The sequence below is a fragment of the Seleniivibrio woodruffii genome (assembly GCF_004339245.1).
Taxonomy (GTDB): Bacteria; Chrysiogenota; Deferribacteres; order Deferribacterales; family Geovibrionaceae; genus Seleniivibrio; species Seleniivibrio woodruffii.
On sequence record NZ_SMGG01000006.1, the window covers coordinates 95,307 to 121,787 of the forward strand.

At 50.1% G+C, this 26,481-nt stretch carries 21 protein-coding genes; 9 read left to right on the top strand and 12 right to left on the bottom strand.

The window, feature by feature from the left end:
• Positions 1 to 344: 344 nt before the first annotated feature.
• Together C8D98_RS11505 and C8D98_RS11510 are read right to left on the bottom strand one after the other, a co-directional pair.
• Positions 345 to 1,553 (bottom strand): type II secretion system F family protein, encoded by a 1,209-nt coding sequence (locus C8D98_RS11505; protein ID WP_132874307.1) that lies wholly within the window; start codon positions 1,551 to 1,553, stop codon positions 345 to 347.
• Complete coding sequence (locus C8D98_RS11510) at positions 1,553 to 3,223, bottom strand: GspE/PulE family protein (RefSeq protein WP_132874308.1); 1,671 nt, start codon at positions 3,221 to 3,223, stop codon at positions 1,553 to 1,555. Before C8D98_RS11510 ends, C8D98_RS11505 begins: the two co-directional genes overlap by 1 nt.
• Positions 3,224 to 3,377: 154 nt before the next feature.
• Here C8D98_RS11510 and C8D98_RS11515 point away from each other — a divergent pair, with 154 nt between their 5' ends.
• The 4 genes from C8D98_RS11515 (at position 3,378) to C8D98_RS11530 (ending at position 11,134) form a co-directional block, all read left to right on the top strand.
• Complete coding sequence (locus tag C8D98_RS11515; RefSeq protein WP_132874309.1) at positions 3,378 to 5,093, top strand: proline--tRNA ligase; 1,716 nt, start codon at positions 3,378 to 3,380, stop codon at positions 5,091 to 5,093.
• Between the two features lie 109 nt (positions 5,094 to 5,202).
• The gene (locus tag C8D98_RS11520; RefSeq protein ID WP_132874310.1) at positions 5,203 to 6,120 is read left to right on the top strand and encodes a M23 family metallopeptidase; all 918 of its coding nucleotides are present in this window, start codon (positions 5,203 to 5,205) and stop codon (positions 6,118 to 6,120) included.
• Positions 6,121 to 6,282: 162 nt separating this feature from the next.
• Positions 6,283 to 8,325, top strand: a complete 2,043-nt coding sequence (locus C8D98_RS11525) for a hypothetical protein (RefSeq protein WP_132874311.1) — start codon at positions 6,283 to 6,285, stop codon at positions 8,323 to 8,325.
• Complete coding sequence (locus C8D98_RS11530) at positions 8,306 to 11,134, top strand: fibronectin type III domain-containing protein (RefSeq protein ID WP_165871306.1); 2,829 nt, start codon at positions 8,306 to 8,308, stop codon at positions 11,132 to 11,134. Before C8D98_RS11525 ends, C8D98_RS11530 begins: the two co-directional genes overlap by 20 nt.
• Here the strand turns inward: C8D98_RS11530 and C8D98_RS11535 are convergent, their stop codons facing one another.
• The 3 genes from C8D98_RS11535 to C8D98_RS11545 are packed head-to-tail and all read right to left on the bottom strand — an operon-like array spanning position 11,135 to position 13,420.
• Positions 11,135 to 11,764: a type II secretion system protein gene (locus tag C8D98_RS11535; RefSeq protein ID WP_165871307.1), complete on the bottom strand. Its 630-nt coding sequence runs from the start codon at positions 11,762 to 11,764 to the stop codon at positions 11,135 to 11,137.
• Between the two features lie 8 nt (positions 11,765 to 11,772).
• Positions 11,773 to 12,828, bottom strand: a complete 1,056-nt coding sequence (locus C8D98_RS11540; protein ID WP_132874314.1) for a sensor histidine kinase — start codon at positions 12,826 to 12,828, stop codon at positions 11,773 to 11,775.
• Positions 12,821 to 13,420 (bottom strand): response regulator, encoded by a 600-nt coding sequence (locus tag C8D98_RS11545; RefSeq protein WP_132874315.1) that lies wholly within the window; start codon positions 13,418 to 13,420, stop codon positions 12,821 to 12,823. Before C8D98_RS11545 ends, C8D98_RS11540 begins: the two co-directional genes overlap by 8 nt.
• A gap of 49 nt (positions 13,421 to 13,469) precedes the next feature.
• On the opposite strand from C8D98_RS11545, the gene C8D98_RS11550 reads away from it, so the two are divergent.
• The 5 genes from C8D98_RS11550 to C8D98_RS11570 are packed head-to-tail and all read left to right on the top strand — an operon-like array spanning position 13,470 to position 18,695.
• Positions 13,470 to 14,867, top strand: a complete 1,398-nt coding sequence (locus tag C8D98_RS11550; RefSeq protein WP_132874316.1) for a type IV pilus biogenesis protein PilM — start codon at positions 13,470 to 13,472, stop codon at positions 14,865 to 14,867.
• Positions 14,864 to 15,334 (top strand): hypothetical protein, encoded by a 471-nt coding sequence (locus C8D98_RS11555; RefSeq protein WP_132874317.1) that lies wholly within the window; start codon positions 14,864 to 14,866, stop codon positions 15,332 to 15,334. Before C8D98_RS11550 ends, C8D98_RS11555 begins: the two co-directional genes overlap by 4 nt.
• 42 nt (positions 15,335 to 15,376) lie before the next feature.
• Positions 15,377 to 15,922 (top strand): hypothetical protein, encoded by a 546-nt coding sequence (locus C8D98_RS11560; RefSeq protein WP_132874318.1) that lies wholly within the window; start codon positions 15,377 to 15,379, stop codon positions 15,920 to 15,922.
• Complete coding sequence (locus C8D98_RS11565; RefSeq protein WP_165871308.1) at positions 15,901 to 17,523, top strand: hypothetical protein; 1,623 nt, start codon at positions 15,901 to 15,903, stop codon at positions 17,521 to 17,523. Before C8D98_RS11560 ends, C8D98_RS11565 begins: the two co-directional genes overlap by 22 nt.
• Positions 17,520 to 18,695, top strand: coding sequence for a tetratricopeptide repeat protein (locus tag C8D98_RS11570; protein WP_132874320.1), 1,176 nt, complete (start codon positions 17,520 to 17,522; stop codon positions 18,693 to 18,695). Before C8D98_RS11565 ends, C8D98_RS11570 begins: the two co-directional genes overlap by 4 nt.
• Here C8D98_RS11570 and C8D98_RS11575 read toward each other — a convergent pair.
• The 7 genes from C8D98_RS11575 to C8D98_RS11605 form a co-directional block, all read right to left on the bottom strand.
• Entirely contained in the window at positions 18,692 to 19,105 is a 414-nt protein-coding gene (locus tag C8D98_RS11575) for a bacteriohemerythrin (protein ID WP_132874321.1), read from the bottom strand. The genes C8D98_RS11570 and C8D98_RS11575 overlap by 4 nt on opposite strands.
• Before the next feature lie 59 nt (positions 19,106 to 19,164).
• Positions 19,165 to 19,485: a cytochrome c3 family protein gene (locus C8D98_RS11580; protein ID WP_243640968.1), complete on the bottom strand. Its 321-nt coding sequence runs from the start codon at positions 19,483 to 19,485 to the stop codon at positions 19,165 to 19,167.
• The gene (gene hemW, locus C8D98_RS11585; protein ID WP_132874322.1) at positions 19,416 to 20,507 is read right to left on the bottom strand and encodes a radical SAM family heme chaperone HemW; all 1,092 of its coding nucleotides are present in this window, start codon (positions 20,505 to 20,507) and stop codon (positions 19,416 to 19,418) included. Before hemW ends, C8D98_RS11580 begins: the two co-directional genes overlap by 70 nt.
• A complete protein-coding gene (kdsA, locus tag C8D98_RS11590) occupies positions 20,504 to 21,307 on the bottom strand; it encodes a 3-deoxy-8-phosphooctulonate synthase (protein ID WP_132874323.1) in 804 nt (267 codons plus the stop codon). The genes hemW and kdsA overlap by 4 nt, the downstream gene beginning before the upstream one ends.
• A 153-nt stretch (positions 21,308 to 21,460) precedes the next feature.
• Positions 21,461 to 23,530 (bottom strand): hypothetical protein, encoded by a 2,070-nt coding sequence (locus C8D98_RS11595; RefSeq protein ID WP_132874324.1) that lies wholly within the window; start codon positions 23,528 to 23,530, stop codon positions 21,461 to 21,463.
• Between the two features lie 248 nt (positions 23,531 to 23,778).
• Positions 23,779 to 25,197, bottom strand: coding sequence for an aldehyde dehydrogenase family protein (locus C8D98_RS11600; RefSeq protein ID WP_132874325.1), 1,419 nt, complete (start codon positions 25,195 to 25,197; stop codon positions 23,779 to 23,781).
• Between the two features lie 76 nt (positions 25,198 to 25,273).
• Entirely contained in the window at positions 25,274 to 26,479 is a 1,206-nt protein-coding gene (locus C8D98_RS11605; RefSeq protein WP_132874495.1) for an ABC transporter permease, read from the bottom strand.
• Positions 26,480 to 26,481 lie beyond the last annotated feature (2 nt).

The window sequence follows — 26,481 nt, forward strand, 5'->3', positions numbered from 1 at the left end:
TATGGCTACACGCTTTTTCAATCAATAGCTCAAAACGGCATAAACAGTCATTCTGAGTGTAACGAAGAATCTCTGCGCCTGAGACTCTTCACTTCGTTCAGAGTGACGAAGGCTGTATGAGTCCACTTTCATCTAATTGTCGAATTGGGAGGAGCTGATGAAGTATTGCGCCGTATATAACCGCCAAATTTCTGCTTAGAACCGATTCGTCCGACATCAGCCATCGGCGGTTAGATGCAAGCAGTACAAGGAAGGTTTGACGAGAGGGCTGCGAGCATACACGCCGGTATGTGAGCAGTTCCGAGGAGAAGCTGACGAAGTAATGCGCCGTATATAACCGCCGATTATGTGGGCATGGAGGAGATGAGGGTAAAAATAGGCCCCATCAATCCTATCATAATAACCAGCATAAACACCCCGACAACGCCTATCACTATCGGCTCTATCATCTTTGAGATGTTGTTGGCTATGGTGTCAACTTTGTAATAGTAGTATTCGGAGACGTTGCCGAGCTGGTTGTCCAGATTACCCGTCTGCTCGCCGATACCCACCATTCTGGTGATTATTTTGGGATACATTTTCTGCTCGGCAAGTGCGGCGGAGAATGACCTTCCGCTGGCTATCATGTCCCTTGCGGAGCCTATGGAGCGTTTATAGACCAGATTCGGAAGGCTCTCTTCCATTATATTAAGGGCGGTATACAGCGGCAGACCTGCGGATATCATCAGCCTGATGTATTCCGCTATGAAGGCGTAGTTATAATTTTTTACGATGTGACCAAACACTGGGAGTCTGGTTATCAGCCTGTCGGTGGCAAACCTGTATTCCACAGCTGTTTTGCGCAGAAAAGTGTTCAGAATGATCATCCCCACCACTGCAACAGCTATGAAAACTATATAGCTCTGAAGGAAGTCCGAAAGCCACATTATGAATCTGGTTGTCGGCGGCAGGTCTATGTTGAACGATTTGAAAGCCTCGATCATCTTCGGCATGACCACTATGAGCCAGAAGACCATGACAAGAATCATCGCCACAAAGGCGAACGAGGGATAGATGAGCGCTGATTTTGTTTTGGTGCGCAGGTCGGATATTTTTTTCAGGTGTTCTGCGGCGTTCTTCAGGGTGTTGTCAAGCTGTCCCGTCTCCTCTCCGATCCGGATGAGGTTCACAACCATTCCCGTGAAAACGTGTTCGTATTTCGCCATTGCCTTTGAAAATGTAAGACCGGACTGAACCCTCTGGCTGAGGTCGTTCAGCATGTCTGCCATGGCGGGATTGTCGCTGTCGGCGGCCAGATCCATAAGGCCTGAGTTAACGGGCATGCCGGATTTGACTATCATGTGCAGGTTGTCTATGACTTCGACAACCTCCGAGGTTTTTATCTTAGGTTTGCGACGCAGAAGTTTTGCATAGGGCGGAAGTTTCGACACACCTATTACGTTGGCTCCGAAACCGGCGACATACGACTGTATGTCCTCGTCCCGATCCACCTCCACAATCTTGGTCAGAACCTTTCCGTTGGAATCGAGCAGCCTGATCTTATAAAGTTGCATTAAAGAGCTACCCTCAAAATCTCTTCGGGGGTGGTGATGCCTTTCAGCATCTTAAGAACCCCTGATTCAAGTATGGGGATCATACCGGATTCCACCGCTTTTGTATATATTTTTAAGGGAGATGCGCCTGCCACGATAAGGTCGCCGACCTCGTCGTCGATCTCCAGAAGCTCGCTTATGACGCCCCTGCCGGAATAGCCTGTGCCTTTGCACATTTCGCATCCCTCACCCCGCATGTAGTTCACATCAAACTCGGCGGAGATTCCGTTTCTGTTCAGCATGTCTTCGGGTATGCCCATTTTGAGCAGTTCCGACCCCTTCATGCTCGCCTCTTTGCGGCAGAAGATGCAGACCTTCCTCACAAGTCTCTGCGCCAGAATGCCCCCCACACCGGAGGCTATCATATAGTCCTTGATGTTCATCTCCAGGAGTCTGGGGATGGCAGTGACTGCGTCGTTCGTGTGGAGGGTGGAGAGCACGAGGTGACCTGTGATGGCCGCACGCATGGCCATTTCTGCGGTCTCTTCGTCCCTCATCTCGCCAAGGAGGATAACGTCGGGGTCCTGCCTGAGGAACGCCCTCATTGCACGGGCAAAGGTGTAGCCCGCCTTTTCGTTGACCTGAGTCTGTTTTATGAACGGGAATTTGTATTCTATGGGGTCTTCAGCCGTGAGCACTTTTCGCTGAAGTGAGTTTATTTTTCTTAAGGAGGCGTAGAGGGTCGTGGTTTTACCAGAACCCGTGGGGCCTGTGACCAGAAGGATGCCGTGGGGACGGGCAAGCTGTTTCTCAAGCCTTGCCTGTGTAGGCTTTTCAAAGCCCAGACTGTCGAGGTTGAACAGCGAAACGTTCTTGCTGAGCACCCTCATAACGATACCTTCGCCGTGGATGGTGGGGATCGTTGAAACCCTGATGTCAAAGTTCTCATCGAAGAAGGTGTGTGTCATGGAACCGTCCTGCGGCAGACGCTGTTCGGCGATGTCCATGTTAGAAAGGATCTTTATTCTGGATGAAATGGGGTTGTGAAGTTCACGCTGAAAAACGAAAGTGTGGCGGAGGATGCCGTCAACCCTGAAAAAGACGTGGGTTGCGATGTCTTCAGGCGATATGTGTATGTCCGTTGCACGGGTGATTATCGCACTGTTGAGGATGTGCTCCAGCAGCTGGGGGATCTCTCCCGATGAACCGGAGCTGACGAACCTGTGCAGAATCTTGCTTATCTCCTCCTCGATGGGTTTTTCCAGCAGGAAATAGTTTATCTCAATGTTCTTAAGGATGGAGTCACGGTCGCAGACATAAATGTCCACCTCTTTTCCGGCCTTTCGTTTAAGGATGTCTATTGTGTTGATGTTGAAGGGGTCGGCAACGGCAACAACGAGCTTTTCCGGCCTGTTCTCCAGAGGGATTATCTCAAGCTGTTTTGCGATACTGCGGTCGAAAAGTCGCAGGGCATCCTTTGAGGGCGGATGTTCATTTATATCTATGTATGGTCTGCCCGACTGCTTCGCAACAACAAGGGCTATCTCTCTGGGCGAAACGAACGACAGCTCAATGAGTATCTCACCGAGCAGTCTGTCTCTGATTTTCTTAACCTCCAGAGCGACCTGAATCTGTTCCTCGGTGACATATCCGAGTTCTTTAAGAAGCTGACCAACAGTTTTTTTCGACATAAAACTACCCCCCGGGGAATAATACATCAACATTCTTAAAATCGTCTGAAAAAATTAATTCTTCACACAAACAGCATAATGGAATAAGATTAGCAGTGGCGTCAACAGCCGGATTATGATATAGATTTTTCTTTTCATCAAGGAGAGATGACATATGAGATACAGCAGATTTTTCATACCTACCCTGCGTGAGGTTCCCGCTGAAGCCGAGGTCGTCAGCCATAAACTGATGCTCCGTGCGGGGATGATAAAAAAACTTGCATCGGGCATATACAGCTATCTGCCGCTGGGTCTCATGGTGATCCGCAAGGTTGAGGACGTTGTTCGCCGCTGTATGAACGAGGCGGGAGCCATCGAGCTTCTTATGCCCTCTGTCCAGCCCGCCGAGCTCTGGAAGGAATCCGGCCGCTGGAACTACTACGGCAAGGAGCTTCTGCGCATTAAAGACCGCCACGACAGAGATTTCTGCTATGGCCCCACCCACGAAGAGGTCATAACCGACATCGTCCGCAGCTATATCAGCTCATACAAAAACCTGCCTATAAATCTTTATCAGATACAGAATAAATTCCGTGACGAAGTTCGCCCCCGTTTCGGACTGATGAGAGGACGTGAGTTCTCGATGAAGGATGCCTACTCTTTCGACATGGACGACGCAGGCGCAAACCTGAGTTATGAGAAGATGTATAAGGCATACTGCGCAGTCTTTGAGGCATGCGGACTGAAATATAAGGTTGTCGAGGCCGACTCAGGCGCAATCGGCGGTTCATTCTCCCACGAGTTCATGGTTCTGGCCGAAACAGGCGAGGACTTTGTTATAAGCTGTGATTCATGTGACTATTCGGCCAACCTTGAAAAGGCCATCTGCGTGAACGATCATAAGAAATCCGGCGAAGAGCTTCTGCCCTCAGAGGACGTGGCCACCCCCAAGGCCAAAACCGTTGAAGAGGTTGCCGCTTTCCTCGGAATGCCCGCAGAGAAGATAGTGAAAACGATGATAGTCCGTGTGGATGAAAAACTGGTGGGCATCATGGTTCGGGGCGACCACGAGATGAACGAGGCGAAGGTTAAGAACTATTTCAATGCCTCTGTGGTCGAGCTGGCATCGCACGCCGAAATAGAAGAGGCAACAGGCGGCCCGCTGGGCTACTCAGGCCCTGTGGGAATAAAGGTTCCCGTTTACGGCGACTACGCCGTTGCGGCAATGGCAAACTACTGTGTCGGCGCAAACCTGCGTGAGACACACACAATAAACATCAACCACGGCAGAGACTTTGAATTTGCCGACGTCGACGACTTCCGCAACGCAAACCCCGGCGACACTTGCTGCAAATGCGGCGGAAAATATGTAATAACCAAAGGCATCGAGGTCGGGCACATCTTCAAGCTGGGAACAAAATACTCAGCATCAATGAACGCCACCTATCTGGACAAAGAGGGCAAAAGACAGCCCTTCATCATGGGATGCTACGGAATCGGCGTAACCCGTGTGGCTGCATCGGCAATCGAGCAGAACCACGACGAGAAAGGAATAGTGTGGCCTGTTCAGCTGGCTCCCTTCAAGGCTGTGGTCACTCCCCTCTCTGTAAAAGAGGAGGATGTGGTGAAAAATGCGGAAGCAATATACAATATTCTGAACAATATGGGACTTGAACCCCTCTTAGATGACAGGGACGAAAGAGCGGGCGTTAAATTCAACGACGCAGAGCTTATCGGTATCCCCGTCAGGATAACCGTGGGCAAAAAGACTCTGGAAAGAGGATGCGTCGAAGTCACCGTCAGAAAGACCGGAGTGACCGAGGAAGTTCCCGTTGCCGAGTGCGCTCACAGAGTAAAAGATTTGCTGGCGGAACTGTCAGGGCAAATTTAATAAAAATATAACAACGATTTAGAGCGAAACTGCCGGAACGGGATAATATCTTGATAAAATCGGCAGTTTCGTGTAAACTTGACAATCAAATTCAATTATGGGAGGCGGAATGAAGAAAAAGTATACGGTCATGATTTTCGATGAGTCACGGCTCGGCGAAGTTAAGACACGTAAGCTCAGCGGCAGCCTTGTTGCCGGGGTTCTTGCGTTCAGCGCCGTTTTTGCCGCTGTCTCCGGTGTCGGATTCTACAAACTCAGCCAGATCAGTAAAGAAAAACAGGTTCTTCTCACATATAAAAACGAAAACGAAAAACTTAAGAACCAGATAGCAGGCTACGAAAACCAGATGGTGGTCATCAACGACAAACTGGCTTCCGTAATCGAGCTTGAAGAGAAGGTAAGAGGCCTCGCATCATACGGCGGCAAGGTTCCTGAAAAGAAACAGCTGGCAATGGGCGGAAAAGAGATCGACCCCGTTGAAGATATCGAAAAAGCCAACGAACAGAAAGACAAAGACTATTTTAAAGACCTTTCAAACACACTCTCCAGCCTCGGTTCTGACCTCGAAAAAAGAGCCCTCAGCCTGACAGAGCTGGCAGATTTCCTTGAAAAACAGAAGCTCGTTATGAGCTCAACCCCCTCCATCTGGCCCGCAGGCGGATGGATATCAAGCCGTTTCGGATACAGAATATCCCCCTTCACAGGCCGCAGGGTCTTCCATGAAGGTGTCGACATAGCCGCTAAATACGGCGCACCCGTCAGAGCTGCCGCAAAAGGTACGGTTATCTTTTCCGGACGCAAAAACGGATACGGCAAGATAGTTATCATCGACCACGGTTTCGGCTACATGACAAAATACGCACACAACAGCAACATGTACGTTCAGGCAGGACAGCAGGTTCAGAAGGGTGAGCGCATAGCGGCAGTCGGAAGCTCCGGCAGAAGCACAGGCCCCCACGTTCACTACGAAGTTCTGGTGAACGGTGTACCCGTCAACCCCACCCGCTTCATAGTGGGATCAAGATAACAACTCAAAACCCGCTCAGCCGAGCGGGTTTTTTTACGTCCGTTTAAATCCCTCTCCGGAAACAAATGGTAAATCAACACAACTTTATTCTCCATTTTCTCTTTATTTGATAAAATCCATAATGTACAATTAAACAAAACAATACTAATCACAGAGGGTGCTATGTCCTATTTCTCTAAAGCGGGTATCGGAAAATTCTTAAGATTCACAGCGGTATCCGCCGCAGTGGCGGTTTCTGTGGCCGGATGCGTGACAGCGGACGATGATGTTCTGTTCCGTAACAGTCTGGTCATGTTTGAACAGGGACAGAAGGAACAGGCCTACGGCAACGTTAAAGGACTCTGCGAAAAATTCCCCGCTGAACAGAAATTCTGCTCGGAAGCAGAAAACTTCAGAAGAGCACTCTATGATGAGAAGATGGAGCTGGTTAAACAGAACCTCTCACAGGAACCGCCCGTTCCGATGGAACTGCTCACATCTGCTGACGACAGCATAGCCGCCGCAGAAAAGTATGCCGTCACCTCCGAAGAGCTCACAAAATATAAAAGAATTTCAGCTGAATACAGAAAATTCACCAATGACGCCATAAATGCCGGAAAGGAGGAGGCGCAGAAAGCCTTCGACTCCGGTGAATACATCGAGGCATACGACGCCATAGCCTCTGTCAAAGATCTGGACAAAACCGCACTCGCCCCCATATTCAGAAACTATTCCGACAGGATATTCGCCCAGCTTAAGACCAAAACAGAAAATCTGGCCGCAAAGGACGAATGGAGACAGGCCGAACCCGTCCTTAAAAAGATGGCGGAGATAAGACCCGAAGATCCGTTTGTAAAAGAATATTCCGAAAAGGCAAAGGCAGCTTCCGTTGCTTCATATTACGCTGAAAAGGCAGACAGATACATCACCGACGGAGACCTTGCCTCCGCCATCAGCTACTACACCAAAGCCGTGTCATACCCCGATGTCACAGACGACATGAAAAAGAATCTGGCCTCAGCCAAGATAAAACTTATAGAAACAGATTTCCAGAAGGGCGTTGAGCTTGCCTCTCAGGACATGTTCAAGCAGTCCTATGACCTGTTCATGACCGCAAACCGGCTTATGAGCACACTCAACAACGACCAGAAGCATGCGGTCAAGGTTCCCGCAGCTGAGTTGAACAGATATTACGACAACATGTTCTTCCACGGACAGAAGGCGAAGCAGGCAGGAGCATACGGCCTCTCCTACTTCTATTACAGAATGCTGAGCGATCTGGCTCCCTCCTATCAGGGACTTCTGACCGAAAGAAAGGACGTTGAGGAGAGAATACTCTCCAGAGCACTGAAAAGCATCGCAGTTATACCCTTCAAATCCCCTGTGAACGAGCCGGAACTGGGACTTCAGGCCTCCTCCAACATAATGCAGCTGCTTCAGAAACAGCTTGCTGACGATGTCAAAATAATCGAAAGGGGCGCACTTGAGGTGCTTCTGCGTGAGTATGAGCTTGCGGTTGCAGGCAACAGCGGCGCAGCATCTGCCGGAGCCGATCCTTTCAAGATAAAGAGTGCCGACTATCTGCTCATGGGCGACGTTCTGGATTCCAGAACCGAATCCAACGTGCAGAAGAGCAAGCGCAAGGATCGTGTTCAGGTGGGCACGGAGAAGGTGCTGAACATCGAATGGACCGACTGGGAAAAGATGAAGGCCAAGGCCGAAAAAGAGAGGACGGAAATCCCTGCGGAACCTAAAAAATTCATCGACAAGCCCGTATACGACTACGCCGAATATGACGTTTCGTTCTATGAGAAATTCAGCTTCCTCAGCATCAGCTACAGGGTAGTGGAAACCTCTCAGGGACGAATAGTTTACAGCAACACGGTTCAGTCTCAGCAGGAAGCCAGAGACGAGGCCACCAGCGGCATTGACATGGGAAGCTACAAAGTGCCCATGAAAGTGGCGAAACTCCCCACCGACATAGAGCTTAGCAACAAGGTTCGCAAAGAGAACATAGACAAGATAACTTCTCAGATAATCGAAATATTTAAAGATCAGGACGTAAAATATATCGCCGATGCGGAAAGGCTTGAATCCGCAAACAACCTGAAAGAGGCTGTTGAGATGTATGCCAACGGCATCATCCTCATGAAAAAGAAGAAAAAAGATGCCTCTGCCCTTGAGGACAAGGCAGGGAAGTATCTCGATGTTCTCGCAGCAAATTAAACATTTAATATCAGCGGTTTTTGCGGCACTGTTCATTCTGGCGGTGCCCGCTTTTTCTTATGCAAAACTGCCGTCGGCAATTGCAGTCCTTCCGGTTTCGGGCGACGGACAGCCGGAAGACCTGAAAGAGCTGAGGGTCACTTTTTTCAACCATATAGGCTCCAAAAACTACGCCGATACGGAGCTTTCAGCAATAGATTCCAAAATATTCCTTATGGAGGAGAAATCCGGAAAGCAATGGCAGGATTTCACCACAAAGGAACTGGGCGACGCTCTGGGCGTTGACGGTCTGGTCTATGTGAACGTTCTGGGCGTTGACAAGATATACGCAGGAATATACGGCAGTCTGACGGTAAGCATGGCGGTTAAGCTGGTGGATGCCGAAACGGGAGCTATCATCTGGGAAAAAGAGGACAGAGTTGTAAAACAGTCCGGAAGCATCCCGCTCTCTCCCTGGTCGGCAATCTCAACGGCTGTCTCATCCGCTCTGGTGCTGAGAGATTCTGTCAAGATCGGCCTTTTCGATGAGCTTTGCCGTGGCATAGCCAAGCAGATGCCCGAACCTGTGGATCTTCTGAGACTCCGTCCCCCCACCATATTTTCCGTTGTCACAAACGCTCTGGATTCCCCCTTTAAAACAGGCTCGGAGATACTCGTATCCCTCAAAGGAGACGAAGGGCTTGATGCATATTTCGACATAGGAACCATGCGCAAGGGAATCGAGATGCAGGAAACGGCACCCGGACAGTATCTGGGCAAATATGTGGTTGTTTCCGGCGACAATTGGGAAAACCAGACGATAACCGTCAGCCTGAACAATAAACTCAAGCGCACCTCCGCAAAAACTCAGGTGCCTTATCAGATAATTGTAGACACGGTTCCTCCGGCACAGCCGACTGATTTCGCAAGCTCCATAGCGGGCAAAGGACTCAGGCTGACATGGACAATGCTTAACGAACCCGACATGAAGGATTACATAATTCAGAAAGCCACCATAGCCCAGCCCGAATATGCGGAACTGGCACACACCCCGCTGAACGAATACACCGACGAAAATATTGAATACGGACAGAAGGTCTTCTACAGACTGCTTGCAAAGGACACCGCAGGAAACCTCAGCCGCTATTCCGAAATTTCCAGAATGGTCGTTAAACCCGGCCCCACAGAGGTTTCGGGAGAGCTGAAAGAGTCCACGACCTTTTATGCACTGGCAAGCCCGTACATTATCAAAGGGGCACTCAAGGTTCCAAAAGGCATCAGGCTGGATATCGAAGAGGGAACGGTTCTTAAGTTCGAAGACGGAGCTTCCCTTCTGGTGGAAGGTTCTGTGAAAGCCATCGGTTCAGAGAAGCAGAATATAGTCTTCAGAGGTAAAAACTATACTGTGAGCCTAGCAGACACAGGCGATAACGGCGGAATATTCGAACACGTCTTTTTCCATGAGGGCACAGGCCTCACAGCGGCAAACTCCTCCGTCAGCTTCACAAACTGCCGCATAGAGGGGCTTGAAAAGGGAATAAGCCTCCTCCACGGAGCAACCGTTAAAATATTCAAATCCAGATTCACAGCCAACAAAACAGGACTGGCGGCGGGAGCGGGCAGTCTGGCCTGTTCCGAAAGCGAGTTTTCAGGGAACGAAACTGCAATTTCTGTGGCCGATGCAGATGCGGACATAAAGGATGTTATCTTCAGAGACAACAGCATGAACCTTGCCGCACGCAAACCCCTGAACATAAAATCTGTTCTGATGAACGACAGACCATCTTTCGAGGTGATACGCAGTTTCCAAGGCGATGTCACCATCGACAACATCCGCCCGTTCGGAAAGTCCCTGACGGCTCTGAAAAACGACTCCTCAAACGACCTTTCGTCTCAGGTGGCGGAGACACTCTCCGCAGGACGCTTCACGGAAACGGACAGGTTACTGGATACCATGAAAGAGCTTTTCCCCGAAAGATACGAGACGGTTAAACCGCTCCACGGCTACGTTATGCGCAAGGCCGGAAAAGATCAGGAAGGGGCGGCCATGATGGCTGCGGCAAAAGCTCCCTACTCCAAAGTGCTTGAAAGCCCCAATCAGTCGGGCATCCGTTTTGTCAGGGTTCGCATACCCGCTCTTGGAAGCGGCGAGGGAATAGGCAAGCTGGCAGTATCAAAGGCATCCAGACAGGCGGTCAAATCCTTTACTGATGAAGCCGCAGGCAGCCTTGACCGTGAAAAGAACTTCACTGTAAACGAAAAAATATACTCTGTATCAGATAAATATGTAGACAACTCCTTCCCTCTGCTGACATCCTTCTCCGGAAACTTCTTCGACGGACTGTATCTGGTGCAGATACGCCCTGAAACGGTGGTTAACGACCTCACGGAGCTGGGAATTATAGGCGGAAAGGGAAGAAACCTGAGAATAGCAGTGGTCAGCTGCAGTGCTGACAACAACATCCTGCCAACACTGGTGAACAACCTTGCGGGGATGAAATTCACCGTCACGGAGCTTTCGGCCAGAAGCTGTTCCGTGGGCGACTACAGGGATGAGGCGAAAAGATCGTCCGATCTGCTTTTAATAGTCAAAGAACAGTTCGGAATCTCAGAGAGCAGGGTCAGCAAAAACCTGAAAATGATAAGCGCCGACCTGACAGTAAACATGTATGACCTCAGAACCGGAGGTCAGATCTACGACACATCCAAAGGTTCGGTGGTCTACCACATGAACCAGAGCATGGGAAAGAAATCAGCAATATTAAGCTGTTACGAACAGGTTCGTGACAATCTGATGAACAAGGTCATCGAGACCGACAGAAAGAAATGATCATAAGGATCCGAGAATATAGGCAACGTTTGTGATTGCGGAGGTGTTTACAGCTCCGCCCGTAACACAGGCTGTGCCATCGGTTGTCCATGATGATGCCGTGGTCTCTAAAGTGTCACCGTTTATGCGCCTGACCCTTCCGCTGCCGGCGTTGTTCAGAGCGGCAGGGTTGGTGTTGTCCATCTGAATCTCCATCTGAAACGCCGCCGCACATTCAACGCCCAGCACAACTATCATGTTGGTGGTTCCTATGCCGGCAAAATACATATAGGCTCCGTCCTGAGTTGATGAGAGCAGAGCGTTTGAACTGGTGGCGGGGAGTATCCCCAGAGCCTGCAGTTCGTCAAATGCGTTGTCGACATCCGCTGCTCCGGTGTTTATGTCGTCGGGCTGAGTTGAATTAAGTGTTGTGAAATCTATAAGTCCGTCGTTGTTCGTATCCCCTGCCAGTCTTTTCATCCTCTCGTAATACCTGTTCTGAGCGTCCACAAGCACAGTGACATCAGAAACCACCCTCTTTCCTCTGGCCTGCTGAATTATTCCCGTAAACTTCAGAGCTCCGCCCATCAATACACCTATGATGACCATTACAATGGCAACTTCGATAAGTGTAAATCCCTTTTCGGACATCAGACACCTCATTTCTTAACACTCAGAATAAAAACCGGCCCATCGGGAGTGTTTTCCGCTTTAAGAAAACCGTTCATGCCCATGGCCAGATTGCGGCAGTGGAAAAGCCCGATACCCAGTCCGTTCACCTTGCCGGAATAAAACGGCTCAAATATCTTTTCGCAGTCGGGGATGGGGGAGCCCGTGTCCCTGAAAGTCAGCAGATATGCACCGTCCTCTTCGTCCATGCTCATGAAAAGATCGATACCCGGTTCCACGATGCTCTTATCGTAAAAGTTTTTTATAATATTTTCAATAATAACGGTGAGTTCTCTCTTGCCTGCGGTTATTTCGGTGTCAATTGAGTTTTCCGAGTGCAGGACTATGCCGTATATCGCGGAGATGTCCGAGGCCAGCACTATCGGCCTCATTTTTTCCGGTATGCTGTCCGGCTCGGGTCTGGTGCTGTTCAGAGCCGATAATATCTTATCCGCCCGCACCTTCAGCGAGGGCAGACTTTTCTGAAGATAGCGGATCAGCCTCTTATGCCCCGCCTCGTCCTGAACTTCGTTCAGGTTAAACTCCAGTGCATTTACAAACTGGATCAGGTTTTTTACGTCATGGTTCACAAAAGTCTGTATCTCTTCTGATTTACGGAACGCTTCCCTTGCCGATGCGGTCTGAATGTTCACATCCGCTTTGAGCAGAAGGAAGATTATCTCCACCAGTATCCTTGAGATAAAATCCGGATCGAGCCTGCCGAATCTGGGAACAATGCCTATATAAACCGTATAGTCGGCGGTGTGGACGAACTTTTCCATGGGTTTGCGCATTGAGCCGTTTCGTCGTACATATTCGGTGTTGTGATAAAAAAGATAGTAGCCGTAATCCTTTATGCCCAGTTTGGTCAGAAAGGGTTCCAGATGATGAAGAAGTTTAACGGGGTCAAACCCGTCAACTTCATTCATCTTTATAAGCTGGCTTATGATATTAAAATGTCTGGACGTAATCCTGTTTGTGGATAAACGGACTATCAGAAGAACCGCAGCAATGGCCAGAACCGACAGAAAAAACTGCTCAGGCATCCGTTTTTCTGACCAGATTGAATTTCTTTATGAAGTAATAGAGGCTCTCACGCTTAACGCCCAGAATTTTTGCGGACTGGTAAACGTTGAACCCTGTTTCATTCAGAACCTTGAGAATTATGTTCTTCTCGGCGGATTCTCTCAGCTTCTGCAATCCGTCGCCTATCTTGACCTGAAGCTCGATACGCTCAACACCCTGCTTCTGAAGCTCCCTTTCGGTGGTGATGAAAAGCTCGGCTCTCTCAATTGAAAACAGGAGCTGTTCCATCTTGACGGGTTTCAGCAGAAAGTCGAAAACTCCCCTCTCAAGGGCTTTCATTGCGGTTTCCTGAGTACCCTGCCCGGTCAGAACGATTATCTTGCACTGTGACGTGGCCAGAAGGTGATCGATAACCTTCAGCCCCTCCACAGGGCTCTGCTCGCTGGGGGGCATGCCCAGATCCACAACGGCGGCATCAAAGGTTTTTCCGCTCGTGGCGGCAATGGCATCCGGAGCGTTAGAAGCTTCGGACACTTCATATTTTCTTTCTAAGGCGAAGCAAAGCTGACTGCGTATTGCCTCGTCATCTTCAACAACTAGAATTCGCAACATATAGTATTAAATCTCTTGAAATAGCCCGCATGCCATAGTATCGTTGGGTATGAAATTATTCAGTGCCGAACTTCTCAAGTCCAACGAGACAACTTCTGCTAAGGCCGTAATAATACAGAGAAAAGGAAAAACCTTTTCCCTGCTTAAATATTATACCACGGATGTTGAAAATATTCAGCCTCTTTCTAAAGGCCTGCCCGTCAACATCGGCATAAGTTATTTCGATACCATCGAGGAGAACATCACCCTGCCCCCTGTAAAGGACGCCGCAACCTTCCGTCTGATCTCAATGAACAAGCTGAAAGAGAGCATCGACCCTGCACAGGACTATCTGATGGCCTACAAATCAAACAGTGCCCAGCTTCCGGATTCATCCGGCGGACTGAACTATAAGGTGCTGATGGTTCCATCTTCCCTGCTCTATAAAGATTCCGGACTCACCGAGGACACCATGGAGCGGCTGAACATGTTCACCGTGTCCGACTTTGCCCTCTGCTCGCTGGTGCAGAGATATTTTCCGGACAAGGTGGTGTTCCACGCCTACGCAGACAAAACCAAAATATGCGTGACGATCTGCCAGAACGACTTCATAATCTACACCAGAAGCAACCCCACTGAAAATTCGGCAAACCTTTTAAACGCCTACTACGAATACCTTAACCTTACATATATGTACGCCACGAAAAACCTGCGTCTGAAAATTGATCAGGTCATTTTCTCCGGCAGACTCGCCGACATGAGCGACCTTGTCACCATGTTCTACGAATTTTCGGGCATCGCCCAGTCAACCCTTGTTCCCACAGGGGTCATCGAAAACTGCCCCAACGACGTGTTTCAGGAATACCTTATCCCAATCTCCCTGTGCTATCTTGACGATGCATACGACATGACCCCGACCCCCATAGCAGAGAAACAGGCGCAGATTCAGCTTACATCCATCGTATGCATAATCTCGTTCTTCATTGTGATGCTTCTGGGAGTGCTCAATGCGTCATCTATAATACATTTTTACAACAACAAAGAGCAGATGACCGCACAGGCCATGAACCTGCAAAACAGGATACGCTCTTATATGTCCGAGGTTAACGCCGGAAAAGAGAGGCATTTCGACCTGCACTACTACCGCACCCTGCAGGAGCGTGACAAAAGCGCACTGAAAGACTTCGGGCTGTTCGCCGAACTTCTGAAGATGACCGATTTTGATCTGGTCTCCTTCAACACTAAAGATGCCGCAAACGACATAGTGGAGTTTAACGGCAAACTTCCCTTCAAAAGGCTGGATCAGATGGAAGACTTCAAAGAGAGGCTCAGCGCCGAATCGGAGAAGATAACATCTCAGGGCGGCTACACCCTTGAAAACACCACCGAATACCGCACAGGCGAAATGATTGCCAACATACACCTTATCTTCAAGCGGCCGAAACAGGGCGAAGCGGTGACCCAATGACAGGCTTTATGAACATCTTCAAAAGCTACAGACTGCTTATGGTTTTCAGCAGCCTTATCCTGACCCTTGCGGTGTCGCTGGCTGTACTTAGCGCCATAAACTCGGTCATTGAGAGCAATATACAAAAGATACGCTCAGAGGCGGCAGGGTATAAAACAGGAGAGATACGCACCAGACTGAACGATCTGGAAAAGGCTCTCAGCGAAACTAACCCTCCCTATCTGAACCGCAGAGAGGCAAAGATCCTCCTGCTTGAAACACTGGAAAATTTCCGCACTCTCTACGGCGGAAGTATAACGGAAGAGCTTACCGATTCCGGCAGTGCCTACACTGCGGAAATGGAATTTGAAATAGAGCCCACCGACCCTTCACAGATAATCCAGATAGCCGATTATCTTGAAAACAGCGTTGCGCCTGTGATCGTGGTCAAGAAGATGACCTTCACATCCGGCGGCAAAAAAAGGTAATGTTCGCAATACGAACTACTCAGCCCTACTTCGGCGGCAATGATGAACAATAAGAAGCTTAAACTGCTCACAGCCCGCCACTATGTTAAGGTCGCACTGCCTTTTGCAGTGCTTTTGTGTGTATTTTTTCTTCAGTCTATGATAGATTCTTTTGTGACCTCAAGAGCTGTTATGCAAAGCTCTCACCTGCTTAAAATGTTCAATGTGAGCATAGCGGAAGAGGATTCCGGATTCATTAAGGACCTGATGTTAGGCCCGCCTCCGGCAAAGCCTGAAACGTTTGAACTGTCGGGGTATTATCAGAATCCGTTTATTAAAAACTTTTATAATGTTTTTCAGCCCGATGCCGTTCCGTCAGTTACTGCTGCCGAAGAGGGGGCATCCCCCGCTCCGGAGATAGTCGCTCCGCCAAGAGCCATAGTTTCGGCCGTCATGAACGGAAAATTTAAAAAATGTGCCGTAGTAAACGGCAGACTCGTTAACCTCGGAGATATTGTCTCGGAGAATATTAGGCTGACAGCAGTTGAAGATTCCAGAATACTGCTGGAAGGAACATGGGGAAAAAGATGGTATTACGTTCAGTACTAACTGTTTTGCTTGCTCTGTCTCTGGCTTCGTGCGCAACTGTGGACGAAAAAAGACAGGCGGCCTCTGTTACGCCAGATTTTTCTAAGGCACAGCCCGTGCTCCCGCTGGCTCCGCCCCCTCCCCCTGTCATTTTCAAGCCCGCAATAGAGAACGATCCGCTGGAAAACGTCTATGTGTCCATGGATGCCGTGGAGCAGAACCTCTCCTCCGTTCTGTATATGGTAGCCGCAGAAACGGGTCTAAACCTCATAATCGGTCCGGAAATAAACGTAAACAAGCCATTCACCCTCACCGTTAAGAACATGCCCGCAAAAGAGGCACTGGAAATAATCTGTGAAAACGCAGGAGTGGGCTATAAAATATCCGGCAGCACCATCAGGGTGAACGCCTTCACCACCAAAAACTACAGGATTCCCTACACAACCGTTGTGGGTGACAACACCGCCGTAATAGGCGGAAATATATTCGGCTCAACCGGAAGCGACTCAGGTCTGGCCGGCGATTTTAAACTCAGCTACAGCAAAAAGGGCAGCAGAGCCGATCTTCACCAGACGATCCTCGGCACTGTCAATGCCATGATTTTCCCAGACACCGATGAAACAGGCCAGAAAACCAAGGGCGCAGACCAGCCGGCACAGCCAGCACAGGACGGTGCATCTGCTCCTGCGGCATCCGGAACCGGATCAAAAGCCGCCGCTTCCGCAGGCTCATCATCCGGTCAGTCATCATCAGGCGACACCAGAATATCATACTACAGAGGCATGAAAGGCTACTCGTTCAACACCCTTACGGGCATGCTGACAGTGACCGCTCCGCCTTATATCATAGCGATGATAGACGACTACATCGCCCATGCGGTTAAAGACGCTTCAAAACAGGTGCTCATCGAAGCCAGAATAATGGAAGTGACCCTCTCAGATGCCAGCTCATACGGAATAAACTGGACCAGCGAGAACGCACGCTTCGGCGTGTCGCTGATAGGCGATCTTGTGGCATCGGGAACTCCCGTAGGCTATGTAAAGTCTTACGACAATTTCTTTAAATTCATCGCCACTCAGGGAAAAATAGAGACTCTGGGCAATCCCAGAATAAGGGTTCTAAACGGCCAGAGCGCAATGATAACCTCCGGTCAGCTCCGCCCATTCTGGGAGAAAAAGGTCGACCGTGACACTGAAAACAACGAACAGACAATAACATACGAACGCTCAACAGTTCTCCACGGAATAACTCTCGGCGTTACTGCAAATATTATGGAGGACAACAGCGTAACCCTCCATGTGGTGCCCATACTCACAAGAATTGAGGACGATACCGCCGGAACCTACGTTCAGGAATGCGATTCAAGCGGCACATGCACCACAGTGGCAAGCTATCCGAAAGTCAACCTGAAAGAGGCGGGAACTGTTCTGACCGTGCCCAACGGCTCCACCATAGTAATGGGCGGCCTTATCGACAATGAAGAGAAGATAGCGGAAAAACGCATTCCCATTCTGGCGGATATCCCCGGAATAGGCGCACTTTTCAAAGCCAAGGACAAGCAGGTGGAAAAGCGTGAACTGGTAATAATGATAACAACTTCACTGATAGACGGTAACTTATGAGCCTTGTACTGGACAGCCTGAAAAAGGTAAACAGCTCAAACAGAAAAGGAGGTGCGGTTCCGCCGAGTATGCTGAACCTGAAACCTTCCGGCAGAAGAGGGAAAGGCCCCAGAAAGTCACTTCTGGTGCTTCTGGCTGTTGCTGTCATCGGTTTTATGATCGTAATGTTTATGCCCGCAGGCAACGACTATAAGGTCAATGCGGCGGCAGACGCCGTTCCCATGGCGGCGGAACCTGTGGTTCAGTCTCCGGATGCTTCCGCACCTGCACCCCGTAAGGCTCCCGAGCCTCAGACGGCTCAGCCTGTTCAGCCTGCTCCCGTTCAGCAGCCCCCCATGGCTGAAAAGGCTCCCGAATATGACCCCACAGCGGCAAATCAGCAAAGACTGGCTGCAATGCGCAGTCTGCCAGAGATACATAAACCGGCAGGTCTGGAACCCCAGCAGTCTGCTCCGATGCCCCCTCAGACACCTGCGGCGGCTCCGGCACAGCCGGAAACACCTGCCCAGCCCGAAGTTCAGGCTGCACCAAGACCGACAGTACAGAGCAACCCATCATTCGTGCTGTCCGGAAAAGCAAAAAGGGAATACGACCGCAAATCAGAATATAACACCACTGTCGCTCAGGCGGCAGAGGCACTCAGAAACGGCAATAACAGACGTGCGGAGGAGTTCTACTCCAGAGCACTTGCTGAAAACGCCACAAAGCCCGTTCTGACAGGGTTTCTCACTGCGAAGATACGTCAGGGCAAGCTGAACGAGGTTCAGCCTGTGATAGACGACCACCCGTATCTGGCGGATGCTTCTGTGGTCAGTGCGGCGGCAATGGAAATGTCCTCTCTGGGGCTTGACCAGCAGGCACTCTCACTTCTGAACTCAAACACACGCAAGAGCGGAAGCGGACAGATATATTACACAGCAGGACTGATTCAGGAGAACGCAGGGGATTTTGATAAGGCGGAAACGGCATATCAGAAAGCGGTTCACGCCGCACCCGGCGATGCGTATATGCTTTATGCCTATGCACGTATACTTGATATTCAGAAGAAATACGGCGAAGCTGTTAACGCTTACGAAAAACTGGCGTCCATACCCTCTGCGGATGATGCAATGAAAAACAACGCAAAGGCCAGAGCGGCTCTGCTCAAAAATTATATGAGCAGCCTCAACTAGGCGTTGAAACCGCTCTCTTTCATAAACTCCGCAAGTTTCTTGTCATATCCCATGATGTGAGCCACAAGCCACTCGTTCAGAAGAACTCTGAGACGCTCCACTATCTCTTCGCTGTGACCGTCTGATATCAGTGATTTATAGCAGTTCATCAGCTCGTCCACGAGCTTTCTGTGCTCCGTAAGGTGTTCGCTGAAGTCGGGATATCCGTAACGCTTCATCAGCTCCTCTTCGGTTCCGAAGTGAAATCTGACGTATTTCAGAAGATAGTTCAGGGTCTTTATGGTTATCTCATGCCCGTAGACCTTTTCAAGACTGTCAAAATATGCGTTGATATGGTTGAACAGATCCCTGTGCTGGGAATCAATGGTTTCATTGCCGCTTTCGAGGGCCTCATTCCAGTCAGCCTTCATACATCCTCCAAAGTTAAACAATAAAACATATTATACAGTATTGTTACTAAAACACTAAATTATTTTTTGGATTTATTATGGCAGTTTTCACATTTCAGCATTGGGGCGTGGTTGCCGTCTTTCGGCCATTGTTTGTGACAGTCGAAACAGTTGTCGCCGCAGCCTTCGTTCGATCTGCTGCCGAACTCGAACAGTTTCTTGTTTGACGGGGTATGGCATTTGACGCAGGTGGTGAGTGCTATGTGGTCTTTATTTCCCACCAGCTTACGATGGCAGGTCATGCAGTCTCCCGCACAGCCCGCAAAGGCGTTCAGGGCAAACAGCCCCACAAATATTCCTGCACAGAGTCCAAGATAAGTTCCCCTTTTTCCGTTAAGCATAGATTCTCCCGCCGCCATGTGAGCATTCCTTCCGAAACCAGCGTGTCCACCCGCTCTTCAAAAACGCAGGCCGCATCACCGTATCTGTATTTTAATAATGAAAAATCCGTTCCGTCAAGCATTCTAAGGCCGAAAACAAGCTCCTGCGCCGCCGCATGAACACCTTCGGTTCTGTCGGTCTCTGCGAAGGCCTCAGGATTTGCGATATATTCGTGCAGGTCTCTGGTCTTTCCGCTGAGCACCCTGCCGCCCTCGAAGTTTTTAAGCGACCAAGCCGAGGCACCAAGCCCGTCGTAGTCCTTAAGCCGCCAGTAGGCCATGTTGTGCCTGCTCTCGTGCCCTGCCTTTGCAAAATTGGATATCTCATATTTGTGATATCCCGCCGCCTGCAAAGCCTTCTTAACGTCTAAGAAAGCCGAATCGCCGCAAGGTTCGGTGTTTTTCAGATATTCCGTGTCGAAACTGTATGAATAGGCCGAAACATGTTCCGGCGCAAGGGAAATCATCTCTTCCAGAGTTTTCATCTGCACGGAGTTGTCAACTGATGGTATGTCGAAAATCATGTCCAGATTCAGCGCCGTATCGGGACACATGCTTCTGATAAGCTCCGCCGCACCGAATATCTCCGCCCTGCCGTGCACCCTGCCCAGCAGTTTCAGAACCTTTTCATCGGTGCTCTGACATCCCATCGAAATCCTTGAGAACCCGAACTCACGCACAACGGACAGAAAATCCGGTGTTACGCTTTCGGGATTTGCCTCTATGGTTGATTCCTCAAAACTGAATGGGATCTTTGCCGAGAGCTTCTCCAGAAAGGCGGAGAGCAGAACGGGGGAAACCGACGACGGCGTTCCCCCTCCGATATATAACGTATCATATTCAGCAGACTGCCTCGCCGAAAGGTCTTTCAGCAGGGCATCAAAGTATTTTTCAGTCAGCCCGTAGGCATCCGGTTCCGAGTAGAATCCGCAGTAGCCGCATTTGCTCTTGCAGAAGGGCAGGTGGATATACAGCCCGCTCACTTACCGATGGCCGCCCTGATGTCGATTATGGTTTTAAGTATCTCTTTCAGCTTATCCGGAGTCACCATATTGGGGCCGTCTGAAAGCGCCTCTTCGGGGTTTTCATGTGTCTCGAAAAAGAAACCGTCAACGCCCACAGCCGCCGCAGCCTGCGCCAGATAAGGCACATAGCCCCTGTCGCCGCCACTCTTTCCGCCCAGTCCGCCGGGTTTCTGAACCGCATGGGTAACGTCCATGACAACGGGAAATCCGAACTGCGTCATGTCCACAAGGTTTCTGTAGTCAACCACAAGGTTGCCGTAGCCCAGCATTGTGCCACGCTCGGTGAGTATCACCTGATCGTTGCCGCTGTCGGTGACTTTTTTGCAGGGGTGTCCCATGTCGTTTCCGGGGAGGAACTGAGCCTTTTTAATGTTCACTATCTTTCCGGTCTTCGCCGCCGCAACCAGAAGATCGGTCTGGCGGCAGAGGAACGCAGGTATCTGGAGGATATCGGCAACTTCCGCAACGGGCGCCGCCTGATATGCCTCGTGGATGTCTGTCAGGATGGGAAGTCCTGTCTCGGCCTTCACCTTCGCAAGCATCTTAAGTCCTTCTTCAAGTCCGGGGCCTCTGTAGCTTGTGACAGAGGTTCTGTTAGCCTTGTCAAAGGATGCCTTAAAAATATATTTTATACCCAGCTCGTCAGTTATCTTCTGAACTTTGCCCGCAATTCGCAGCAGCATGTCCTGATCTTCGATAACGCAGGGGCCGGATATAAGGAACAGTCCGTTTTTTATTTCACTGTAAAGGTTTGTCATCTTCTTCCTTTTTCTCTTTTTCTTCTTTTATTTTCTTGTATCGATCCTCGATACTGCAGCTTTCGCTATATGCGCCTCAACCTGCGCCGGGTTTAAGCCTGAAAACAAAAACCGCCAGAGCGATGAACACTGCCAGCCCTATAAAATCTTCCATCATTTCTCCTGTTCGGCAAATCCCTCATAGGGTGTGCCGTCAACAATATATCTGTAGATAATCCGCTCGTTCTTTTCCGGTTTATAGGTTCCGTTGACGCAGATATCGAACTTCTCAGCCGGATTTTCCAGAAGCAGGTCAATGCTTCCGTCCGGTCTGTTCAGCATCTTTCCGTCTCTTAAGATACCCGCAAGGGGATAAATGTCAACGGGGTTGGTGTTGAACACCTTTTTGATCGCTCCGCTTATCTCTATTTCAAAAGAGCTGAGTCTGCCGCCGGGAAACGCAAAGGTTCCTTCAAAACAGACGTCGTCTATGCCGTCTTTCTGGGGCTTGTTTCTATCGCCCAGATTGTCGCCGCCCGCTTTAAGGGTTTTGGCGAATATAAAGGGTTTAACTGCGGATTTTTTGCCGCTGTCGGAATATTCGGTTATCAGGAAATAGGGTTTAAGCGTGTCATACTGCTCGCCTGCACCGGAGAACACATGGAACCCGTTGGATTTAGCCTCCTGAACAGTGCCCAGAGCAAAGGCCTTTCCGGCCTTGAGCATGTCATAGACCTCGAACTCGGCCTTATACGGTTCTTCGGATGTCACCGCCTGCCCTGCATAGCTTCCTCTGCCCAGCCTCAGTTTTTTATCCAGCCCCATGTCCGCATCAAAGAGGAACACAGAGAGACTGCCCGACTGATTTTTGGGAATGTGGGTGAGCACCAGCTTGACCTCTGCCGTCGTCACATCGTCCAGCCCCAGTCTGTTCATGTCTGGACTTACATATATAACAGCGTTGTTGTTGGGGTTCGAAGAGACCACCAGCGAAGGGGTGTCCGCCTGAGTGTAAACACCGCTGTTGGGAGATATCATGGTTCTGATGTCCGCAACATCCTTTGTTATCATAACCTTGCGGGTCACAGGCGTATACTTTCCGAGTTCGGCTGAGAAGGTTCCGCCGCCGCCCGTTCCGCTCCATTTGCCCTGTATTTTTCCGTTCTTCACCTGTCCGGTGAAAACCTGCTGACATTTGAAATCTATTCCGGTGTTGGAACAGTCAAGGGTCAGGTTAAGCAGACCGTTCTTCATTATCTTTCCGGTGAGGGGGTATCCGGCAGTGCCCTTGGATGTCTTTATGTATGCCGTGCCGAAATAGCTTTCGGTGACGCTGTCCAGCTTCCAGAGCTGAGTGCGCCTGTCGCCGTCGGATGATGAAAGCACCGCCTCCACCAGACCGCTGCCGAACGATGCCGCTTTCGATGCTTCGTCCTGCTCCATATAGAAATTGGCAGACAGCTCAACGTCCTTTATTCCGTCCAGAAGCAGAGTCTTGCTGAAACTGCCGTCTGCAGAAGTTATCATGCTGTCGCCGGTTTCAAGGATCATCACCCTCGCACCCTGAAGCGCTCCGGCTTTCCTGTCGAAAACCTTTCCGCTGACCTTTATGCTGGCGGGATAGTCCGTGGTGAAATCCAGTTTTTTTGTCTGGGTCTCAAGCCCTTCGGCGGATGCCTGAAGGTGGATTGATTTTGTCATGTATATCTTGGGGTTGTTCACTATGAACCTGTTTATAGCCTCGTTGACAGGATTCGCAACGTCCATGATGGCAAAGCCGTCGTCCGCCTGCATCCAGACCACAAAGGTTCTGTTGATGAATACCAGATAGAAGTCCGCATCGTTTATGTAGCCTGAGCGGGGATAGATGAAAAACAGTCCCCTCTCGCCGAACCGCACCATCTGGGAACGGTTCTTGGGTGCGTCGTTGGTAAGCTGTTTAAAGAGTTTTTCCGCATCGACAAAGTTGTTGAACGAATATACCGCAACGTTGGTTCTGTATTGCTTTTTGCGGATAATGTCCATCAGCTTGTCGGATTTGCCTGAGTAATACGAATAGGTTGCGCTGTAGGCAGTATGGTTTTTGCCCGGAGTGGAGCGCACACCCGTGGCCAGCCAGAGTTCAGACCCGCCCGGCAGTTCGTCCGCCTTGGGGAAAAATCCCCTGATGTCCCCATCGCTTATTCCGGCGGCGAAGCAGACGGCGGATGTCATTAACAGCATGACAAATAAAATATATCTCACCTTTTTCTCCCCAAAAAAATATAAGAGAATCCACCCCGCCCCTCCTTTAGAAAAGGAGGGAGTTAAAGCTCCCTTTGGCTAGTGGGACTGAGGGGGATTTACATTCATTTTTTACAAAAGTTATGAGACTGCTGCGGACAAAGCCCTCGCAGTGACGTCTATTCACAGTCACCCTGAGCAACGGCGAAGGGTCTCATAAAAAAGAGATTCTTCGGCAAAAGCCTCAGAATGACGTCAACAAGCTCCCGTCAGTTTAAATTGAACATGACGGTCTTTATCTCCGTCATCTCCTCAACGGCAAACTTGGGGCCTTCCCTGCCTGTGCCGGAAAGCTTCAGACCGCCGTAGGGCATCTGATCGACCCTGAAAGTGGGCATATCGTTTATCATAACGCCGCCCACCTCGAACCTGTCGATGGCTTTGAAGGCGTTGTGGATGTTATTCGTGAAAATTCCCGCCTGAAGTCCGAACTGGGAATCGTTAACCCGCTCAATGACCTCGTCCAGCGTTTTGTATTTCATCAGACAGACCACAGGCGCAAACAGTTCCTCACGCACAACGGTCATTTTTTCGTTGGTCTCCTCAAGAACGGTGGCCTCAAGCAGTGTGCCTTTGCGTCCGCCGCCCACTGTCAGCTTTGCGCCCTGAGCAACGGCATCCTTAACCCACTGTTCGGCTCTGGCGGCCTCTTTTTCGTCTATCATAGGTCCTACGAGGGTCTTTTCGTCCTTCGGGTCGCCGCATCTGCTGGATTTCACAGCATCTATGAACAGCGTGCGGAACTCATCGTATCTGCTCTCGTGGACATATATTCTCTGGATGGAGATGCACACCTGACCGCTGTTTGCAAAAGCTCCCGTGACGCATTTCGGCACGGCATAGCGAACGTCCGCATCCTCGTGGATCACCGCCGCAGAGTTTGAACCCAGTTCCAGAGTGACCTTCTTGATGCCAGCCTTGGCTTTGATATCAAGCCCCACTGCGGGTGAACCGGTGAAGGTTATCATGGCTATCTTGTCCGATTCCACCATAACGTTGCCCACAACTGAACCCGAACCCACCACCAGGTTGATTCCGTTTGCGGGAAGTCCCGCCTCCAGAAGCAGTTCCACCAGTTTATGAGCTGTCAGGGGTGTTGACGATGCGGGTTTGAGAACAATGGGACAGCCCGCCGCAATTGCTGGGCCGACCTTGTGCGCAACCAGGTTCAGAGGAAAGTTGAAGGGTGTAATTGCGCCGATAACACCGATGGGGTAGCGTTTATAGTAGCCGAAACGGTTCGTTCCGGATTCGGATGCATCATAGGGAACAAGCTCGCCGCTGAGTCTGCGTGCTTCGTCTGCGGCAAATTTGAAGTTCTCGACAGTTCGGCTGGCCTCTCCTCTGGAGAAAACAAGCCCCTTGCCCGCCTCGGCGGTGATAAGTGCGGCTATCTCCTCTTTGTCCCGTTCGATAAGCGCCGCAACGTTGTCAAGTATCTTGCCCCGTCTGGCGGCTGAAAGGTGCTTCATTGTGTCTCTGGCTTCAAATGCAGAATCTATGGCCTCACGGGTGAGGTCGGCTGATGCCGTGCAGATGGTTTCCACATGGGTGCCGTCATAGGGACTCTGAACGTCCATATATTTTCCGGTGTCCACCCAATGTCCGCCGATGAAGAGCTTTTTCATATGAGCCTCCGTGAACCAATGTTATTTTATAATATTAAATAATATACAATCTTTAGACCACGGAGGCAAACATAATCTATTCGTGTCTGAGAGCCTCGATGGGGTCGAGCCGTGCCGCTTTCAATGCTGGGAAATATCCGAAGATGATGCCCACCGCAACGGAAAAAAGGAACGAAAGCAGAACCACTCCGCCGTCAAAAACGTAAGGGACGTTTATCACACTGGAAATGCCGAAAGAGGCCGCAATGGCTATTATTATTCCGATTATGCCGCCCAGAGACGACAGAACCACCGCCTCCACCAGAAACTGGAGCAGAACCTCCCGCTCCATGGCTCCTATTGCAAGCCTGATGCCTATCTCTCTGGTTCGTTCGGTGACGGACACCAGCATTATGTTCATGATGCCTATGCCGCCCACAAGAAGACTCACCGCCGCAACAGCACCCAGAAGAGCCGTCAGCACCTTTGTTGTGCTGGTGAGCATCTTGGTTATCTCCTTCATGTCCATTACGTTGAAGTTGTTGTCCTCGTTGAACGCAAGATGTCTGCGCTCCCGCATGAGGGACTCTATCTCGGTGATGGCGTCGTCTGTGGATACACCGTCTTTCACCGATATCTGAATCATATTAACATCTTTGCTTCCTGTCAGCCTGCGTTGAACGGTTTTGAGCGGCATTATGACGATATCGTCCTGATCGCTGCCCATGCTGGACTGACCTTTTGCCTCCATAACGCCGATTATGGAGCAGGTGAAGTTCTTAACCCTCATGGACTGCCCAACCGGATCCTGTCCGCCGAAAAGGTTTTTGCTCACAGTTGCACCGACCACACAAACCGAACGGCCGCCGGAAAGCTCCGCATCCTCGAACATACGGCCGTTTGAGATGCTTCTGTTTCTGATGGTGAAAAATTCGTTGTCGGTTCCGGTTATGTTCGTCTGCCAGTTTGAGTTTCCGTTAACCACCGTTTCAGATGTTGAAGCTGTGGGGGTCACAGCCGCAACAGAATCTATCTCTTTGTGGATGGCCTTCGCATCGGCAATGCTGAAAGCAGGGGCCACAGTTCTGTCGGGTCCGCCCATCCTCTTTCCGGTGGTGAGTATCAGCATGTTGTTTCCCATGCTGGCTATCTGGTTCGTAACCTGCGCCGTGGTTCCGTTGCCCACAGTGACAAGGGTGATAACCGCCGCAACGCCTATAACTATACCGAGCACCGTAAGGAACGAACGCAGTACGTTTCTGCGTATCTCCCTGAGTGCAAGAAGAATTGTATTAAAAAGCATTA

Excerpts from the sequence above, each read along its gene's own strand:
- C8D98_RS11505 (WP_132874307.1), bottom strand. The coding sequence starts at position 1,553 with ATGCAACTTTATAAGATCAGGCTGCTCGATTCCAACGGAAAGGTTCTG.
- C8D98_RS11510 (WP_132874308.1), bottom strand. The coding sequence starts at position 3,223 with ATGTCGAAAAAAACTGTTGGTCAGCTTCTTAAAGAACTCGGATATGTC.
- C8D98_RS11515 (WP_132874309.1), top strand. The coding sequence starts at position 3,378 with ATGAGATACAGCAGATTTTTCATACCTACCCTGCGTGAGGTTCCCGCT.
- C8D98_RS11520 (WP_132874310.1), top strand. The coding sequence starts at position 5,203 with ATGAAGAAAAAGTATACGGTCATGATTTTCGATGAGTCACGGCTCGGC.
- C8D98_RS11525 (WP_132874311.1), top strand. The coding sequence starts at position 6,283 with ATGTCCTATTTCTCTAAAGCGGGTATCGGAAAATTCTTAAGATTCACA.
- C8D98_RS11530 (WP_165871306.1), top strand. The coding sequence starts at position 8,306 with ATGTTCTCGCAGCAAATTAAACATTTAATATCAGCGGTTTTTGCGGCA.
- C8D98_RS11535 (WP_165871307.1), bottom strand. The coding sequence starts at position 11,764 with ATGTCCGAAAAGGGATTTACACTTATCGAAGTTGCCATTGTAATGGTC.
- C8D98_RS11540 (WP_132874314.1), bottom strand. The coding sequence starts at position 12,828 with ATGCCTGAGCAGTTTTTTCTGTCGGTTCTGGCCATTGCTGCGGTTCTT.
- C8D98_RS11545 (WP_132874315.1), bottom strand. The coding sequence starts at position 13,420 with ATGTTGCGAATTCTAGTTGTTGAAGATGACGAGGCAATACGCAGTCAG.
- C8D98_RS11550 (WP_132874316.1), top strand. The coding sequence starts at position 13,470 with ATGAAATTATTCAGTGCCGAACTTCTCAAGTCCAACGAGACAACTTCT.
- C8D98_RS11555 (WP_132874317.1), top strand. The coding sequence starts at position 14,864 with ATGACAGGCTTTATGAACATCTTCAAAAGCTACAGACTGCTTATGGTT.
- C8D98_RS11560 (WP_132874318.1), top strand. The coding sequence starts at position 15,377 with ATGAACAATAAGAAGCTTAAACTGCTCACAGCCCGCCACTATGTTAAG.
- C8D98_RS11565 (WP_165871308.1), top strand. The coding sequence starts at position 15,901 with ATGGTATTACGTTCAGTACTAACTGTTTTGCTTGCTCTGTCTCTGGCT.
- C8D98_RS11570 (WP_132874320.1), top strand. The coding sequence starts at position 17,520 with ATGAGCCTTGTACTGGACAGCCTGAAAAAGGTAAACAGCTCAAACAGA.
- C8D98_RS11575 (WP_132874321.1), bottom strand. The coding sequence starts at position 19,105 with ATGAAGGCTGACTGGAATGAGGCCCTCGAAAGCGGCAATGAAACCATT.
- C8D98_RS11580 (WP_243640968.1), bottom strand. The coding sequence starts at position 19,485 with ATGCTTAACGGAAAAAGGGGAACTTATCTTGGACTCTGTGCAGGAATA.
- kdsA (WP_132874323.1), bottom strand. The coding sequence starts at position 21,307 with ATGACAAACCTTTACAGTGAAATAAAAAACGGACTGTTCCTTATATCC.
- C8D98_RS11600 (WP_132874325.1), bottom strand. The coding sequence starts at position 25,197 with ATGAAAAAGCTCTTCATCGGCGGACATTGGGTGGACACCGGAAAATAT.
- C8D98_RS11605 (WP_132874495.1), bottom strand. The coding sequence starts at position 26,479 with ATGCTTTTTAATACAATTCTTCTTGCACTCAGGGAGATACGCAGAAAC.